The sequence below is a fragment of the Ferviditalea candida genome (assembly GCF_035282765.1).
GTDB classification, from domain to species: Bacteria; Bacillota; Bacilli; order Paenibacillales; family KCTC-25726; genus Ferviditalea; species Ferviditalea candida.
Genome location: NZ_JAYJLD010000007.1, coordinates 1 through 16,712, shown reverse-complemented (window position 1 = coordinate 16,712; position 16,712 = coordinate 1). Strand labels below are relative to the sequence as shown.

20 protein-coding genes and 2 pseudogenes are annotated in these 16,712 nt (G+C 48.0%); 3 read left to right on the top strand and 19 right to left on the bottom strand.

The genetic code is table 11. The features are described 5' to 3' along the window. Window positions 1-9 precede the first annotated feature (9 nt). From bshA to VF724_RS06430, 6 genes are read right to left on the bottom strand one after another with little or no spacing between them, the layout of a single operon-like run. Window positions 10-1,176: an N-acetyl-alpha-D-glucosaminyl L-malate synthase BshA gene (bshA, locus tag VF724_RS06455; protein WP_371753413.1), complete on the bottom strand. Its 1,167-nt coding sequence runs from the start codon at window positions 1,174-1,176 to the stop codon at window positions 10-12. Between the two features lie 53 nt (window positions 1,177-1,229). Then, on the bottom strand, window positions 1,230-1,928 hold the full coding sequence (gene bshB1, locus VF724_RS06450; RefSeq protein ID WP_371753412.1) for a bacillithiol biosynthesis deacetylase BshB1: 699 nt from the start codon (window positions 1,926-1,928) through the stop codon (window positions 1,230-1,232). After that, window positions 1,925-2,344 carry a methylglyoxal synthase gene (locus tag VF724_RS06445; RefSeq protein WP_371753411.1) on the bottom strand — a complete coding sequence of 140 codons (420 nt, stop codon included), beginning with the start codon at window positions 2,342-2,344 and terminating at the stop codon, window positions 1,925-1,927. Before VF724_RS06445 ends, bshB1 begins: the two co-directional genes overlap by 4 nt. Before the next feature lie 28 nt (window positions 2,345-2,372). Further along, the gene (gene dapB, locus VF724_RS06440) at window positions 2,373-3,176 is read right to left on the bottom strand and encodes a 4-hydroxy-tetrahydrodipicolinate reductase (RefSeq protein ID WP_371753410.1); all 804 of its coding nucleotides are present in this window, start codon (window positions 3,174-3,176) and stop codon (window positions 2,373-2,375) included. A gap of 9 nt (window positions 3,177-3,185) precedes the next feature. Further along, entirely contained in the window at window positions 3,186-3,716 is a 531-nt protein-coding gene (locus VF724_RS06435) for a tetratricopeptide repeat protein (protein WP_371753409.1), read from the bottom strand. Window positions 3,717-3,771: 55 nt separating this feature from the next. Further along, window positions 3,772-4,110 (bottom strand): nucleotide pyrophosphohydrolase, encoded by a 339-nt coding sequence (locus VF724_RS06430; RefSeq protein WP_371753408.1) that lies wholly within the window; start codon window positions 4,108-4,110, stop codon window positions 3,772-3,774. Between the two features lie 128 nt (window positions 4,111-4,238). Between VF724_RS06430 and VF724_RS06425 the strand changes: the two genes are divergently transcribed. Beyond that, window positions 4,239-5,108, top strand: coding sequence for a YitT family protein (locus VF724_RS06425; RefSeq protein ID WP_371753407.1), 870 nt, complete (start codon window positions 4,239-4,241; stop codon window positions 5,106-5,108). An 11-nt stretch (window positions 5,109-5,119) separates the two neighbouring features. Here the strand turns inward: VF724_RS06425 and VF724_RS06420 are convergent, their stop codons facing one another. From VF724_RS06420 to VF724_RS06360, 13 genes are all read right to left on the bottom strand, one after another. Further along, window positions 5,120-5,986, bottom strand: coding sequence for a sporulation protein YpjB (locus tag VF724_RS06420; RefSeq protein ID WP_371753406.1), 867 nt, complete (start codon window positions 5,984-5,986; stop codon window positions 5,120-5,122). 69 nt (window positions 5,987-6,055) lie between these two features. Continuing rightward, window positions 6,056-6,733: a DUF1405 domain-containing protein gene (locus VF724_RS06415; protein ID WP_371753405.1), complete on the bottom strand. Its 678-nt coding sequence runs from the start codon at window positions 6,731-6,733 to the stop codon at window positions 6,056-6,058. 191 nt (window positions 6,734-6,924) lie between these two features. Further along, complete coding sequence (locus VF724_RS06410) at window positions 6,925-7,803, bottom strand: c-type cytochrome (RefSeq protein WP_371753404.1); 879 nt, start codon at window positions 7,801-7,803, stop codon at window positions 6,925-6,927. A gap of 25 nt (window positions 7,804-7,828) precedes the next feature. Further along, window positions 7,829-8,500, bottom strand: a complete 672-nt coding sequence (gene qcrB, locus VF724_RS06405; protein ID WP_371753403.1) for a menaquinol-cytochrome c reductase cytochrome b subunit — start codon at window positions 8,498-8,500, stop codon at window positions 7,829-7,831. Window positions 8,501-8,516: 16 nt separating this feature from the next. Continuing rightward, window positions 8,517-9,065, bottom strand: a complete 549-nt coding sequence (locus VF724_RS06400; RefSeq protein ID WP_371753402.1) for a Rieske (2Fe-2S) protein — start codon at window positions 9,063-9,065, stop codon at window positions 8,517-8,519. Between the two features lie 227 nt (window positions 9,066-9,292). Next, window positions 9,293-9,694, bottom strand: a complete 402-nt coding sequence (locus tag VF724_RS06395; RefSeq protein WP_371753401.1) for a DUF2487 family protein — start codon at window positions 9,692-9,694, stop codon at window positions 9,293-9,295. Between the two features lie 108 nt (window positions 9,695-9,802). Next, window positions 9,803-10,396: a YitT family protein gene (locus tag VF724_RS06390; RefSeq protein ID WP_371753400.1), complete on the bottom strand. Its 594-nt coding sequence runs from the start codon at window positions 10,394-10,396 to the stop codon at window positions 9,803-9,805. 242 nt (window positions 10,397-10,638) lie between these two features. Next, window positions 10,639-11,499: a DUF421 domain-containing protein gene (locus tag VF724_RS06385; RefSeq protein WP_371753399.1), complete on the bottom strand. Its 861-nt coding sequence runs from the start codon at window positions 11,497-11,499 to the stop codon at window positions 10,639-10,641. Window positions 11,500-11,585: 86 nt separating this feature from the next. Continuing rightward, complete coding sequence (locus VF724_RS06380; protein ID WP_371753398.1) at window positions 11,586-11,765, bottom strand: IDEAL domain-containing protein; 180 nt, start codon at window positions 11,763-11,765, stop codon at window positions 11,586-11,588. A 167-nt stretch (window positions 11,766-11,932) separates the two neighbouring features. Then, window positions 11,933-13,060, bottom strand: coding sequence for a hypothetical protein (locus VF724_RS06375; protein ID WP_371753397.1), 1,128 nt, complete (start codon window positions 13,058-13,060; stop codon window positions 11,933-11,935). Between the two features lie 163 nt (window positions 13,061-13,223). Beyond that, window positions 13,224-13,796, bottom strand: coding sequence for a histidine phosphatase family protein (locus VF724_RS06370; RefSeq protein WP_371753396.1), 573 nt, complete (start codon window positions 13,794-13,796; stop codon window positions 13,224-13,226). Between the two features lie 75 nt (window positions 13,797-13,871). Then, the gene (locus VF724_RS06365) at window positions 13,872-14,483 is read right to left on the bottom strand and encodes an anti-sigma factor family protein (RefSeq protein WP_371753395.1); all 612 of its coding nucleotides are present in this window, start codon (window positions 14,481-14,483) and stop codon (window positions 13,872-13,874) included. Then, entirely contained in the window at window positions 14,480-15,073 is a 594-nt protein-coding gene (locus VF724_RS06360; protein WP_371753532.1) for an RNA polymerase sigma factor, read from the bottom strand. Before VF724_RS06360 ends, VF724_RS06365 begins: the two co-directional genes overlap by 4 nt. A gap of 331 nt (window positions 15,074-15,404) precedes the next feature. On the opposite strand from VF724_RS06360, the pseudogene VF724_RS06355 reads away from it, so the two are divergent. Further along, window positions 15,405-15,551 (top strand): annotated as a pseudogene (locus tag VF724_RS06355) (response regulator); the annotation flags it as partial. Window positions 15,552-15,783: 232 nt separating this feature from the next. Further along, a pseudogene (locus tag VF724_RS06350) lies at window positions 15,784-16,026 on the top strand (winged helix-turn-helix domain-containing protein); the annotation flags it as partial. Window positions 16,027-16,712: the final 686 nt, after the last annotated feature.

Genomic DNA, 16,712 nt, shown 5'->3' with positions numbered 1-16,712 from the left:
CGCGAGCCCTTACACATTCTCGCAGACAACTTCTTCCCTGGGCTGTGCAATTCCAAGCACCCGATAATAGATATCCTCATATTGTTCGGTAATCAAATCGCTGCAGAATGTCTGCGTGGCCCTGACAATGCAGGCATCCGAAAACTGCCGGTAAATTAGCGGATCCGACAACAGACGGATGGCATAACCGGCCATCGCTGCCGTATCACCGATTGGCGCCAAGTATCCCGTTTCGCCATGCGTAATCAATTCCGGAATCCCGCCGGCATCGGATGCCACGGTGGGTACTCCGCAGGCCATCGCTTCCAGCGCAACCAAGCCGAAGCTTTCCTTTTCCGAGGGCAGCAGCATGACGTCAGCCAATGAGATGAGCTGAGCCACTTCATCCTGTTTGCCCAGAAACTGCACACGATCCTGAAGACCGAGCTCCCTGACTTTGCACTGCACCTTCGGCAGTTCCGGCCCTTCCCCGACAAACAGCAGTCTCGAAGGGACAGCAGCATTTACTTTATTGAAAATATCGACGACATCGACAACCCTCTTCACCTGCCGGAAATTGGAAATGTGCATGAGGATTTTTTCCTCGGGCAGCGCAAAATCGCTTCGCAGACTCGAGCAATCGCGGGGGTAATAAACCCTTTTGTCGATGAAATTGTATACGAGATCTATCGGCTTTTCAATTTGCAGCAGCTGTTTCGTTTCCCGGGTCAAATCGTTTGATACCGAGGTCACCGCATCGCTTTGGTTGATTCCGAACCGGATCAGGTCGCTCAACGTTTCATCCTGAGCCAAAACCGTAATGTCCGTACCGTGCAGAGTCGTTACCACTTTCAGCTGGTCGCCGACCATCTGCTTGGCCAGAATCGCGCTGATCGCATGCGGAACGGCGTAATGCACATGAAGGATGTCCAAATGCTGCATTTTGGTCACCTGAGCTTGTTTGCTGGCGAGGGAAAGATCATACGGAGGATAACGAAAAACGGAATAATCGTTGACTTCCACCTCGTGATAAAAAATGTTGCGTTGAAATTTGCCCAACCGAAACGGCATGGATTGCGTAATAAAATGCACCTCATGGCCTTTTTCGGCCAACAATTTCCCCAGTTCAGTGGCAATCACACCGGACCCGCCAAGAGAAGGGTAACAGGTAATGCCGATTTTCAGTTTCCTTCGCAAGGAGTCTCCCCTCCAATAGTTAATGATATAACCTATGACGGCAGGCTCGATATTTAGAAGAAGTTTACGCGGTAAGGCTGCTTGCTGATGAATCCTTCCGCATAACGGCAAATACTTTGCTGCCCGAGCACCCGGTCTCTGGCCTCGACATTCTCCAGGTAGCCCCGGTTTAAAGGCGTTTCCACACGGTCCTCCTGCTCGGCGGGAGGCATGAATTGGCTCTGATAGGCCCGCAGGGCGGCTAATTTATGTTCATAGACGTCCGATACGTCAACCAACAGATCGGGCTTTTGCACATCGTTAATGAAATAATAGTAGACCTGCTCCACCTGCACGGGTTCAAATTCGGGCAAATACTTCCTAAGCTTGGCGTTGAAAACCGCTTCCCCTACCAAATGACTGCACATCACATGATCCGGGTGGCGGTCCTGCCAAAAGGGAGCGAATACAATTTTCGGCCGATGCCTGCGGATTTCCTTTGCAATGGCTGCGACTTGCCCCGCTTCCATCGTCAAGCCCCTGTCCGGAAGCTCCAGATTGGCGCGCACGGACAAGCCCAAAATTTGCGAAGCGGTTTCCGCTTCAAGTCTTCTTGTTTCTACAGTTCCGTTCGAGGACATTTCCGCACGGGTCAAATCGCAAATGCCCACCCGATATCCCACCTGAGTATGCTTGTAAATCGTTGCTCCCATCCCGATTTCCGCATCATCGGGATGGGCTCCGAAAATCAAAATATCCAATGATTGCGTCATTTAGCCTCACCTGATTTGTATTTGTGCACGATTTCCCGCCAGGCAAAATCCCCGCGGTCCAGCGCTTTGATCAAAATTTCAGCCGACGCGATATTGGTCGCCAACGGAATGCTTTGCACATCGCATAATCTAAGCAGGGCGATGATATCCGGTTCATGGGGCTGGGCCATCAGCGGGTCGCGAAGAAAAATGACCAAATCCATCTCGTTCTGGGCCACCAGCGCGCCAATCTGCTGATCTCCGCCAAGCGGTCCTGACATAAAACAATGCACCTGCAAATGCGTCTGCTCCATGATCCGTTTCCCCGTCGTTCCGGTGGCATACAGCTGATGAAGCCGGAAAACATGCTCATAAGCGATCGCAAAATTCACCATTTCTTCTTTTTTGCGGTCATGTGCGATCAGCGCAATATTCATCTTTCGCTCCCCCTACCCAATGGTCACATCAGTCGATGAAGCTTTCGAATCCGAACACCAGTCCTTCGATGCCCATCACCTTTTTGACTGCAACGTTCACACCGGGCATATAGCCGGCGCGGTCATATGAATCATGCCGGATCTTGAGGGTTTGTCCATAGCCTCCGAAGATGACCTCCTGCTGCGCGAAAACTCCAGGCAGCCGGACGCTATGTATTCTAAATCCGTCATAATAAGCTCCACGCGCGCCTTCAATGGTTTCCTTCTCATTCGGATTGCCCTGTTTAAGCTCCTTACGGCTGCGGGAAATCTTCTCAGCCGTCTGGACGGCTGTGCCAGAGGGCGCGTCAAGCTTTTGATCTCCATGGTATTCGATAATTTCAACATGCGGCATATATTTCGCGGCCTGCTCGGCAAATTTCATCATCAGAATCGCCCCGATTGAAAAATTGGGCGCCACGATCGCCCCAACCCGCTGTTCACGGCAAAGCTTGTCCACTTCAGCTATATCCTCGGGCTTAAATCCGGTCGTTCCGACTACGGGTCTGACTCTGTGTTTGACAGCGGTACGGATATTGCTCATGACAGAATGCGGAGTCGTAAAGTCAATCATGACATCCGGCTGTGTTTCAAGCAGCGACGTTTCCAAATCACCGGTGACGGTGACCCCGCACGCTTCTTTTCCGGCCAATTGGCCGGCATCCTGACCGGAGGCAGACGAATCGACTGCCGCTACCAGCTTAAGTTCCGGATCATCCAGAACCATTTTAACTACCTCCCGGCCCATTCTGCCGCCTGCGCCTGTTACGGCAACTTTAATCTGTTCGCTCATCATTATCACCTAGTTCCTTTCTTTTGCTTGCTGCAGCATCTGCTTCTGCATATATTCATAATCATCCAGCAGCCGTTTGGCGGTTTGATGCTGGGGATCAAGCTTCAGCGCTTCCTTGACCGCTTCCGCGGCCAAATCATAGTCTCCATTGTGTTTATAGGCGATGCCCAAGAGAATATGTGCATCCACGCATAACGGATCCAATGCGATCGCCCGCTTCAGAAGCGAAATCGCCGCATCCGGCTGCCCGGAAGAATGCTGAAGACGTTGTTCCGCCAACCGTGCCATCTCCAGCGCCTGAAGATTTTGCAGATGAAAGCGGTACTCCTCGTTTCCGGCAGCAAGTTCGGAAGCCGTATGCGCATGTGCCAGAGCCTTGTTCAATTTGTTGCTTCTGGCATACGTTATCGAAATCTTATAATGATAGTCGGCATTCTCCGGTTCCCGGGCAACCGCTTGCTCGAACCATTCGATCGCCTGCTCGAAATCATTGTCCAGAATTGATTCGTAAGCTTTTTGAATTTGCTGTTTCCCGTCCATTGACGCCCCATCCTCCTTTCATTTCTTGAAAAGATGATGGTACAGCATATGAGCGTCAATTTGAATCCGTGTTTACAGGTGTCCATCGGTTAGCATCACGAGTTTTGAACTTGGACATGATCTGATCGAACGCATCCGTCAAGTCGATGCCGAGCGAGTTGGCAAAGCACACGGTAATGAAAAGGATGTCCCCCAGTTCCATTTCGATCGAGTTTTCCTGTTCATCCGGTTTCTTCGGCTTTTCTCCGAACCGATGATTGACTTCCCTGGCCAATTCGCCGACTTCCTCACTCATCCGGGCCATCATGACAAGCGGACTGAAATAACCTTCCTTGAACTGGGAAATGTAACGATCGACTTCCTGCTGAATCTCTTCCAGCGTTTTTTTAGACATTTTTCACCCCTGCTGTTTGTCCCTCATGATCAAAATCACAGTTTAAAATACATGTTAACGTAAACGGCTATCGAAAACAAATATTTTTTGGTTGTCCGGTGAGTATAATAATCGCAAGGAGGATAAACATGACCGTCTCCACGAAGCAAAAAAAGAGAATCATGAATCTGATTCCCATCGTGATCGGTACCGCGATCTATGCGTTCGGACTTCATTACTTCGTGATCTCCAACGAACTGATGGAGGGGGGCATTACCGGAATTGCGCTGCTGTTAAATTATTCCTTGTCATTTCGGCCTTCTTATACAACCCTGTTTCTCAATATTCCGCTGTTCGTCATCGGTTGGCGAATGTTCGGCGGCAAGGCGATGTTCTATACGATACTCGGCACCCTGTCGCTGTCTTTTTTTCTTTGGATCATGGAAATCTTGATCCAGCGCGGATGGCTGATTCCCTTTACTACCCAGGATTACCTTCTTGCGGCTTTGTATGCGGGCGTCACTTTGGGAGCCGGGCTGGGGATCGTTTTTCGCTTCGGCGGCACTACCGGCGGATCGGACATTCTCGCCAGAATCGGGCAATCCCTTAAAGGCTGGAGTATGGGTCAGGTCATTCTGTTTTTCGACGCTGCCGTGATTGCCCTGTCGTTGTTCTATATTCCCCGGGAAAAAGTGCTGTATACACTGGTTACCGTCTTCATATCCTCTAAGGTCATCGATTTTATACAAGAAGGCGCTTATGCCGCAAAAGCATTTACGATCATTTCCGACCGTACGGAGACGATCGCCGATGCCATTACCCGCGACTTAGACCGGGGAATCACCTTGTTCCCGGCAAAAGGCGCCTATTCCAAGAAACAGAAGGAAGTGGTTTATTGCGTGGTTTACCGCCACGAGATGAGAAGATTGCGGGCCTTGGTCAAAGAAATGGACCCGAATGCCTTCATGATCATCAGCGATGTTCATGATGTGCTGGGTGAAGGGTTCAAATCGGAGTAGCCGCAGGCCGATCACCATCGCCTTCTGCCGTCCTTATTGTGTGGATGAACCGGCGTATACTCTTTTTCATATTCGTACTTTCTCCATCCGACAAATGCCAGTACCGCCAAAATCACGGCAGCCATTCCAGCGGTCCACAAAAAGGGCTTCTGCTGGTCAATGAGTGGAGCATAGGCATCCGAGTCCTGCTTGCCGAAAATTTCGTTCCATACTTTCCCGAATTCGTCCAGCACCGATTCTAACGCGGCATATTTCATATCGGGCACGGCCAGTTGATTTTCCGCAAAGCTGAACAGTGAATCGGCCTTTTCCGCCATTGCCGCTTCCCGGGAGATGACGACCGACGGACGGATAATCAGATAATGCTGTTTCATGCGTTCCAGAATACCCTTTGCAGACAGCCGATTTTTCTGCTTCACTGCAGATGTAAATTCCTGAAGATCCCCATTTAATACTTTGTAATATTGAAGCCACATGGGTTGATTTTTATGTGATAGCGCATCGACGGCCAAACGAATTTTGGCGGCTGCAATCATTGCTTCGCTTCTGGATAATCGTATGTTATTAAACACCCGCTTGGCCTCCACCACACTCTGCGTAAGAGCATCGACGCCTTCAATGGAGGTGATGCCTTCAAAACGTATCCGGGTCAGTTGTTCCCCCAAAAGCTCGAGCTCCGTTCTTGCTCCCAAATATTCTTCTTTCCGTGTCTTATCATAAAATTTTTGCGTTGTCAGGTTGATCGGGGCTAGCTGGCCGGGTTCCACTTCCTTGATCGCCGGCACTTTTCCGGCGGATTGTGCGGCGCATCCTGCCATAAAAACTGCGAAAAGCATGAAAAACAGCATTAAAAACACCTTCATCCGGAAAAAAAACATCGGACATCCCTCCTCAACATCATGATATGGGGGGATGTCCAATTTTAGACCTTGCGCAGTCCTGAAAATTTACTGAGTAGTATTGTTTTTATTAGTGGAAATGAATTTTCGGGATAGATAAGCAATTAGAATGCTGACAATACTCAAGCTGATCGTAAAAATTTCAATGGCAGACAAATCGTTTTCAAGCTGTTTCGGCAGCCACGGATAAATCCCGACATGATAATCCAAATAGTCGTTGCTGAGCGTCCATAAGGCTGCGATTCCAATCAGCGGTACAACCATCCGAAAAAAACGGACGAATAACAGGGCTTCCACCGCCATACCCAGATGGGAAACGATCAGCATCCACTGCTGCCAGACCATCGCATCACCTTGAAGCCAGCCCGCCACAATCATGGTAACAGCCCAAATTCCATACTTGACAGAGGTGATCACTGCCAGCGCTTCAATCAGATTGCGTAGTAACGCGTCCTTCCGTTCCATGCCATAACGGAAGCGAATCCGGTCCAACAAAAGATAAAACAGCGAAATTGTAAAAAACAAGCTTGCGGTCGGACTGTCAGGGACATAAGGAATCAGCCATTTGGGGTAATGTTCTAGCGTATAAAGAATCTGATTCCAATACCATTCATAGCCGTAAATAGTCCCCAATAAATTAATGATGAATAAACTCCAGAGCACCCAGCCTGACAGCAACAACGGCCTGCTCCAAAAATACGACAGAGAAAGATGCTTCGTAAACATGATTGACCCCCGACCAGAGCGATTATCCGACGCGCAAAGAAAAACTTCTATCGAAGTCATTCCAAGGAGCGAGACCGCGATTAAAGGAAATTTTTCATGCCAATAAGAATTTGCCTTTCCGAGACCCGGAAATTTATAAGTCTTATGTGGTAAAAAACCTGGCCGGGTTTCGGCCAGGTTCATGTCTGATGCTATTGTTTCTTCTGTGCCGCCAGCCACTTGGCAAGTGCCGTCAGATCGGCATCCGTCAAGCCGTTGGCCTTGCTGGCATCCCATTGACCTGCAGGCATTTTGTTAAAGCCGTTTTTCATGATGTCGACGATCTTTGTCTCGTCATGAATGTCGCCCACACCGCGAAGCTGTGGAATACCGGCTGCCGGCATTCCTTTCAAATCTTGGCCGTGGCATTGTACACAGGTGCTTTTCTTGTAGATATCAAAGGCTTTGTTGCCTTCGTCCACGATAGCAATCGTCGCTGCTTTCTGAGCCCCTGCCGGTTTGGGAGCCGCCTTGCCGGCTTTCAGTTCCTCTTCACGCTTGATGTGTTCAGGAATGATCCCTTTAGCTTTCAGTTCTTCCTGATAATGCGACCATGAGACGACGGTCAAATAGATAGTCGCCATTATGGACAATATCATTAAGCTTGAAGCAATCGGCCGTCTGTAAAAGCGTCTTTCCGGGCCTCTGTCCAGAAAGGGCGCCAGCAGCAGCGAACCGAACGCAATCCCTGGAACGACAAGCGTCCCAAGCACTTTGAAGTGCTCCGAAGTATACGGATATTTCAGCAATTGATATAGAAACAGGAAGTACCAGTCAGGCATCGGGATAAATTGTGTGTTGGTCGGATCGGCAGGATAGCCCAGAGGAGCAGCCTCCGACATGACCAAAACCATATAGCCGACGAGAACTACGGCGCCGACCATCCATTCCTTCAACAGAAAGTTAGGAATAAATGCCTCCGATTTGCCCGGGTAAGCCGAATAATCTGGAGGTACCGGCCTGTCGGATTTTTTACGAACACGGGAATCCCCGACATATACGATCTTTTCGTCCGATTTATGATGCGCCACGCGTTATTCTCCTTTCTTTAGCTTATTATAGCGGTCCGGAAATCCCCTGCTTGCGGATGATGAAGAAGTGTCCTCCCAATAAAGCAAGCAGCACGCCAGGAAGGAAGAAAACGTGTAGAGCAAAGAAACGGGTCAACGTCTGAGCGCCAACGATGTTTCCGCCCTGTAAAAACTGTTTGACGTATTCCCCAAGGTACGGCACGGAAGATGCGATTTCAATTCCGACCTTGGTCGCAAAATAAGCTTTGTTATCCCATGGAAGCAGATATCCCGTAAAGCCTAAGCCCAGCATCACGAAAAAAATCAGCATTCCGATAACCCAGTTCATTTCGCGGGGAGCCTTATAAGATCCGGTGAAGAATACCCGCAGGGTATGTAAGAACATCATCACGATAACAAGACTTGCCCCCCAATGGTGCATACCGCGGACAATAACGCCGAAAGCCACTTTATGCTGCAAATAGTCCACGCTGGCATAGGCGTTGATAATATCCGGAACATAGTACATGGTTAAAAACATTCCCGACAATATTTGAATGACGGTGATGAAGAACGTCAAACCGCCAAAACAGTATACAAAAGCCGAAAAATGGTGGGCCGGATTTACGTGTTCGGGAACCTCGTGATCCGCTACGTCTCTCCACATCGGCGTTATATCGAGACGTTCGTCAATCCAGTTGTAAACACCTTTAAACATCTGATTTTACGCCTCCTTATTTAACCCTGGTATTTGGTTCCACCGGACCCAAGTAAACAAATCCGTTTTCAATCTTAACCTGATATTCATCCAGCGGCAATGGAGCCACGGCAAGGTTTTTGCCGTCAATGGTATAATGCGCTCCATGGCACGGACAGAAATATTGGTTGGGATACTGCGGATTGTTGTTCCAGTTGACTGTGCAGCCCAAATGCTTGCAAACGGGCGACAGGGCAAAAATCTTGCCGTCACTGCCTTTGGCAACCCACGCTTCGAATTCCGGATCGCTCTCATACCAGCCATCGACCTGATGCTTTTGGAATTTGAACGATTTCGGTTCGGAAGTGATTTGGGTTTCCTCGACAACCTTGACAAAGTCACCTGCCGTCTTCTTCTGCAAAATCGGATCAACCGAAAAGCGAAGCATCGACATTAAAGGCACACCCGCCAAAAAACCGCCCGTTCCTCCAAGGGTATAAGAAAGAAATTGTCTGCGGGACATTTCTCTCCGGTGAATGGGTTTTTCTTCATGTGAATGGATCCCCTGGTTCATTTCGTCAGCCATTATAGATACTACCCCCTTTGCGACACTTATGTTAAGTCATAAACGACCATTATTTCCACACCACACTAGGACATAATAATAATAGCCTACGACTTTGGGAGCGTCAAGAATTCCCCATTCAAAATCACTTCAAGCGCGTTAAACCGGAACCAAAATGTAATGAAATTGTCACATCTTGCCCGCCACTTTTATCGTTAGCAAATGCTTCGCTTCTCATACGCAAATCCTCATTTTTGTTCCCACATTGTTTGAATCATTTCGGAAATCCGCGGTTCGTCTTCCGGACCAATCAGCAAATCCGCCTGCTCAAAGTTCATCTCGCGGATCAAAGCATTTCCCGTCACCAGTACGACATGCGCAAATCCCGCGGAGATCATATTCGCGCAGAGCTGATTAACGAACGCTTCAAAAGCTTGTCCCTCCAGCTGATATTGAACGGTGGGATAAGTTACAATTCTCCCTTTATAAGGAATTTCGATCCGATCCATCACGTCTCTTAACTCCTCCAGCGTCCGCGTCACTTCCCAAGGCTGCTCCCCGCCTGTAAGACCGGTCAACGGGAGCAGGCACGTATCCATATAGGGCTTCCATTCCTGCCACTTCGTCTGTGTAATTTCACTGAATTTCACTTCTGACACCTCCTCCTGCTCATTCAAACCCTATTGTAGCAAATTCCCCCGAACAATGAAAAAGCCACTTTGGCATGAAATATACATGATGTTCATGAAAAAAAGAATTCATTTCGCAGTATTCATCCCCATCGTGCAGAACCCGGTTGCTACCCCTCCCGCAAGAATGGACAATATCGACAGAAAAAAAGTGTCCGCCGAAAGCAGAAGACCGCCGGCGCTGATGATCATACCGTCAATCATGAAAATGATCGCTCCGACATTGACCGAAAATAACCGGGACAGAAAATGCGCCAAAAGATCGGTTCCCCCCGTACTCGTCCGGAATCTCAGCATGATTCCAATCCCGGTGCCTATCAGCAAGCCGCCGATGATCGAACTCGTCAACGGCGGCAATTCGATGAAATAATGAAAGTGATACTGGAACGGTTCAACCAGGTCGATCATCAAGGATGATATCAGCATTCCGTGCAAACTATTATAGAAATAATCCCTGTAGCTCCTCCAGGCGATCACAAAAATAGGCACGCTGCACAAAATTACAGTCAATCCGATCCTGAAGCCGAACAAATAATTCAAAATCAGCGAGATTCCGATGATTCCTCCGTCAAGCACCCGAAACGGCACCAGAAAAAAATCGATTCCCGAGGCGATCAAGAAGCTTCCCGATAATATCGCCGCAAATTTTTCCCAGCCCAGCACCCCAATCAGCTCCCATTGCAAAGTGGGTTTGTCTGATTATATGCTTGTCATCCGTAAAAATTCGAGGTATCCTGCCGCATCTTCCCCAACAAGCCAGCAATTGGGCGCAAAAAAAAGCCCCTCTGAAGTTTGTCCGACCAAGCGAAAAAATTCATGGCGCTTTCTTTTCGCCCCTGCAAACTCCGGAGAAGGCCTTGCAATCCCGCTTGTTTCCCGACGAACCGCCGGCGGACCGCCAGCGGTTATCTGATCAGCAGCGGTCTGATTTCCTTGATCACGCCCATTAGCATCTGCGAACAGTTTTCATACATGGTTTTTACTTTATCGTCATCCGTAGCCAAGCCGAACATTTCCAAATCCGCTTCGCATTTTTTGAGATTGGCCAGCAATGCCGCTTTTTGTTGGGGCTGGGGAACCTTGATTTGATCGTCGAAAAGATCGACATACAGCTGCCCGTAAGAATCTACTTGACCCAAAAAAACATTTTCCAGCGCGACACCCAATTTTTTCAGCTCGACGGTCAGCCATTCCCGGTTCAATCCGATCGTGGCCAGCGGCTCATCCATAATTTGCCCATCCATGATGACAGCCTGCGGTTCCTGCTCTGGGGCTACTTTGATCCCCAGGTGCTTGGGAGTCAGCGGTTGGTTTTCTTTGGTCAGCAGCAGATTGATTTCACCGCTCGGCTCCATGATGGCAAACTCGACATCGGCCGTTTTAAACACATTTCTCTTCCTCAATTGCTGAAGCAATTCGTCGGTCGTCAGCCGCTCTTTTTTCAGGTTGTCCTCGAGAATTTTGCCGTCTTTGATCAGCACCGTTGCTTTGCCGTCCGCAAAATTCCTGACTGCCTTGCTCTTCAACTGCAGAAACTCGATTCCGAGCGAAACGACAACCCATACGGTCAGCGACACGATGCCCAGATACCAGTTGGCTTCAACATCGAGCGATACATAGGCTGCCAGGCTGCCGATCGTGATTCCCGTAATGTACTCAAACAGGGAAAGCTGGGAAACCTGTCTTTTTCCCAACACTTTTGTCAGAACAAACAGAACGATGACGGCAATCAGGGTGCGCAGGGCAACTTCCAACCATTGGGGCACGGAAATCCGTTCCTCCTTTCAAGGTAAGGAATGCTCAACGCTAAATTGCCCCCTGACGAATCACCCTATACATGCGCGTCATTCCATTATTTGCATGTTTTCAATTGTTTGGCCAAATTGTAAAACGAGTTTCTGTCCCCGCGTGCAAGGGCGTTGTCGATTTCCTTGTAGAGACGCTCTTCCTTGTATTTTCGTATTGCTTCATCCAGTATCATCTCGGCCATTATGCTCAGCATCGCGGAGTAAGCAGCATTCATTTCTTTCATTTTTCTCAACCTCCAACGCTTTACGATACTCGCGGCAATTGACAATGTCATTCCTACTAAAGCATATTCAGCGGCCTCGACTCCGTTCAGGATAATCGCCTATAAACCGTTGAATATACCTTTACCCAATCGAAGCAGCCGATAGTGCGGGCCGATTTCCCGGCCGCTCATGCATGCTCGATCGGAATCTCGATTTTGTCTTCTTCAGCCACATAAGTTCCCAGAATCAATCTGCTGCCCACCTGCGTTGTGAATACGACTTTTCCTTGATTCTCATCCTCCCCCAGCCGGATAACTCCCAGATGCATCAGCATCTGCAAAATTCTTTGATCCAAAATGTTGTCAGGCAAATCGTAATAATAAGGCTTTATAAACGGACATAGGATCCCGGACAAGGATTTCCCCGTCACCCATTGCTGCCGGGACAGGCGTTCTATCCAGTGCACGATAGACTGCAGGTTGGGCACCGGGCCTTTGTAAATCTTCATCCACGTCCGGTAAACGAGAGACAATTCGTCCTTCCTGCCGGCGTGTACCAATGACGTCCCCGTTTCGGTCAGTATCAGCATGTTCTCCCTCTCTTCGATTAAACCGTTATAAAAACAGTAATCATAGATTAGGGAAAATCGGTTCGGATAATCCCGGAACCTTCTGCCGTACCCGAATCTCCATCCGCCTTTCGCAACGGGCTCCTCCCAAACGGACAGCCCCTCCAAAACTTGCTGCAGATAGCGTTTGTACATCGTGCCGTCCGAAGTCAACAGGACGGGATGATGATATACGAACTGCAGAAAGAAATGAATATCATCAAGAATCAATTTATGTTCATCGCGATAAACTCCCGGTTCCTCTGTTACAACCAAATCGGCATGAAATTGTCTGAAAAGCGCTTCGGCAAATTTGTTCTTGATGTCTTGAGGAATTTGCAGCAAATACTTTGTTTTATGGGAATATCCGTTAAACAGCCATCCGCGCTGCTTGAATTTGCTGATCGTTTCCCGTGGATTCAGCTTTTCCTTGTCTTCTTTGACAAACGTCGTCTGCTGAACACGAGCGATAAGCTCCTCCAAGCTGAAGGCGTCGCGGCGGTCAAACAGAAGGGAATTCATAAAGCGAATGTCCTCCGTGCTCAAATCCTGAACAAATCTGTCAAATACGCCTTTCCGGTTGATCGCGGACAGTATGGATTGAATCAGCTCATTTTTTGAATGCCCGTCGCATTCGCAGGAATAATGACCAGCGATGCGGATTAACTGATGTATGTCAGCGTAACTGAGCATCTCGGCCAAATTCATAATGGCACCCCCGGTGCTAGCTTACCTTTAGTACCATTATGGGATTTTTATAGAAAAATATTCCTGTCGATACAGGAAAATTCACATCTAGGGCTCGGCGATGAAATTGGTTCCACTTTTGGCGGCAAATGTTCAAGCGGTTTAATTGATCTTTGCCTTTTCTTCATGACAGATGCCTGGTGCAATTGAAAAGCTCGCAGCTCCAGCCGCCGTTGTCCACTTTTAACAAACTCAAAGAAGTATTGGCAATTTGCCTGATTTCCAAATCGGGAACCGTCGCCTTCAAGATTTGTCTGATTAGCCCGCCATGAGTGACCAGAAGCACTCGTTTGCCCCGCAGCTTATCCGCGACCTCGCCGATAACGCCCAGCCCTCTGTTCAACAGCCTGTCCTCATCCTCCGCCGCATGATCGGCAAGCCTCCAATTTTCTCCCCAAAGCCGCAGTCGCTCCTCCAGGGTCGTCCCTTCCATCCGTCCGAAGAAACGCTCTCTCAACCGGGGCTCATAACGCAAGAGCTGAATTCCAGCAAGCCTTGAAATGATTGCTGCCGTCTCCGCAGCTCTTTGCAAATCGCTGCTGATCATTGCGTCCCACTGCTCATATTGGAGTCTCCGGGCCAACTGCTCCGCCTGATGACGTCCTGTATCATTCAACGGAATATCGGTCTGCCCTTGCATCCTGTTTTGCTGATTCCACATGGTTTCCCCATGCCGGATTAATCCAATAACCGTCAATTCAAGCCACGCCTTTCCTAAAATAATAAAAGCCTCCCTTCATATCTTATGGGAGGCGAGATTGCTTTAGATATGTCAGTATTTGATTCTCGACAACCAGTTCATGGTCAACAAGCCGAAAATCACCCCGAAAATCGACAGAGCCATCCAATAGTGCGGGTAGCTGGGAGGCTCGATGCGAAGCACATTCGGCGCCGTTATGCTTGCGACAGGCACTCCTTCGAAAATGCTCGATTTCGAAGAAATCGAATGCGCATCCTGGATCATGTCGGCGGGGAACATTCCCTTCAGTTCATTTCCGCTTTGTGTCGTTTCCTGCGGCTGTCCGGGTTGGATAATGGAGTATATGAAGCTGAATATAAACATCGTCAGACAAAAAGCCATAACCGCCGTAAGGTTTCTTCGCATTTTGGAAGAGATGTTATATGTACGGTCGGCAACAGGAATTCTCCAGGATTCGTCCATATAAATGCGGCTCATGACATTGCTGGCGATTCGGGATTCGCCGAGAGCACCGGCAGCAAAAATGCCCGTTTTGATCAGGTCCGCGCTTTCCTCCCAAATCCGGAATTCTTCGGCGCAGTCAGAACAATGCCTGATGTGTTCATCAATCCGTTGACGTCTTAAATCATGTACCGGAAGGTCGTTGTATTCACCGAACCGCTCCTGCACTTCATTGCATTTCATCGATGGTTCATCCCCTTATATTCCTCATATACAGGTTCCGCAAAGTAAGATTCCAGTTGGGTTTTTACGCTGGCTCTCGCCCTGAACAGCAGCGATTTGACGGAACTGACCGTTTGCCCCAAGATATTGGCGATCTCCTGATAATCCAACTGCTCATATTCCCTTAGGATCAGCGCGGAACGCTGCTTTTCCGGAAGATTACGGATGGCTTCTCGAACGAGGTCCACTTTCTCGTTTCGCAAAATCGTCTGCTCCGGAAGCGATTCAAAGGACGATTGCGGGGTAATCCCGCTTTCTTCCAAAGATACTTTCCCACTTCTTTGTTTGCGCAGTTCACTCAGCACCGTATTTCGGGCGATGGTATACAACCATGTGGAAAAGGATGCCTCCACTTCCCTGAACGTCTGGAGACTCCGGTAGGCCTTATAAAAGGTCTCCGCACACAAATCCTCGGCATGAATCTCCATCTGCGCGCCTTTAAGCATATGATAAACGAATGAAAGAATTTTTCGTTCATAACGAAGCATCAATTCTGAGTACAGCTGTACATTGCCGTCTTTAATTTCTCTGATTAACTGGGAATCGGTCATCATTGAGAGCGAGACCCTCCTTGCTTCTCCAAAGGTCGCTCCCAGCATTGGGTATGTAATGTTTTACCTTGCCGGGAGCAAAAAGTTGCGCTGTACGGAAAATCAATTTCATAATTTCTATAGTATTGTAACATAAGTTATTGATTAGTTCTTGATTGTTTCGTTAAATTCCTTCTTGAATCGACAAATTCCCCGGAAATCGAACGGCCGGCTGATTTATCGGGTTTTGGAGGTTTGATATATATGGTCTGCCTCTGGGACAAACTAAGTATTAAAAGATTCAAGTCATGCGGAGGTAAAATGTACAAAATATTGGCGGTCGAAACATTCGGTAACCGTGGCAGGCGACGGAATGGAAGCCGTAAAAATTCGCAAGACACAGGATTTTGACATCATTGTCATGAACATTTTGATGCCCAAACTGGATGGTTTCTCCGCCAGCAAGGAACTCAAAAAAGTAAGGACATCCCGATTTTGATGCTGTCTGCCAGAGATGAAGAGTACGATAAATTATTCCGTTTTGAAATTGGCATCGACGATTATGTGGTCTAGCCTTTTTCACCCAAAGAGTTGATGGCAAGAATCAACGTCATCGCAAGCCGGCATTTGAACAAAGAACATGCCTCGGTTCATAACGAAAAGCTGAATTTTGACGGACTTGAGGTTGATTTTGCGGGAAGAAATGTTTTTGACGGAGAAAAGCGGAACTTGCACCCAAAGAGTATGACTTGCTTTTTTATCTTGTAAAGTATAAGAATATCGCTCAGTCTCGCGACAAGCATTTGAATGAGGTATGGGGATATGACTTTACCGGAGATGACAGGACGGTGGATACCCATATTAAATGCTCAGAAACAGCATCAAAAAATACAGAAATTATATCCCAAAACGTCGATATTGTATATCAATTGCAGCCTTTATCCGCTTCCTCGAAAAAAATTAATGCGATTTGAAATGCATCCCGAATCCAGCCATTCCGGGATGCTCTTTGTTGTCTGCAAACGCCGTACGTACGATTGATGAATCCAGGAGCAAAAGCATAAAGCCGGTTTGGTGTCCGTATTGCGACAGCTATTACGTTGTGCGATTTGAAAAGGGCATTTCTATATTATTTATTATCGTACAGAATAATAGAAGTTAGTGTTCGAGGGGAAGAATCTATATTATTTTTCACACAGACTTCCCGATTTTAACGAATTAATGAATTTTCCATATGATTATTGATACTGGATGCCTATGTCTAAGTCTATCCAACTTCCTCAGTTTAAAGCCCCGCCTGGTTTCCGGACAACGCAAATAGCTCGCAGCAGCAAAAAGGCAAAAAAAGAACCACCTGAAAAGGGTGGCTGCACATAGTGCTATTTTCGGATAGGAGTGGAGAGAAACCATACTGTAGTTTTATTATATGTATGCGTTTTCATTTTGTCAACATAAAATTTGCTTAATGTCGTTGTGCTGTGATAATGTCACCCTGTAACTGTTCTGAGATAATGTCACTATGGGACAGGAGACATTGACATTGACTAGAGCAGAGTTGAAGAAGGTACTTGTGGTGGAGAAGATCTTGGATGGGCGAATGACTAATGGGGAAGGAGCAGCGGCACTCGGACTGACCGTACGGCAAGTAATCCGGTTAAAA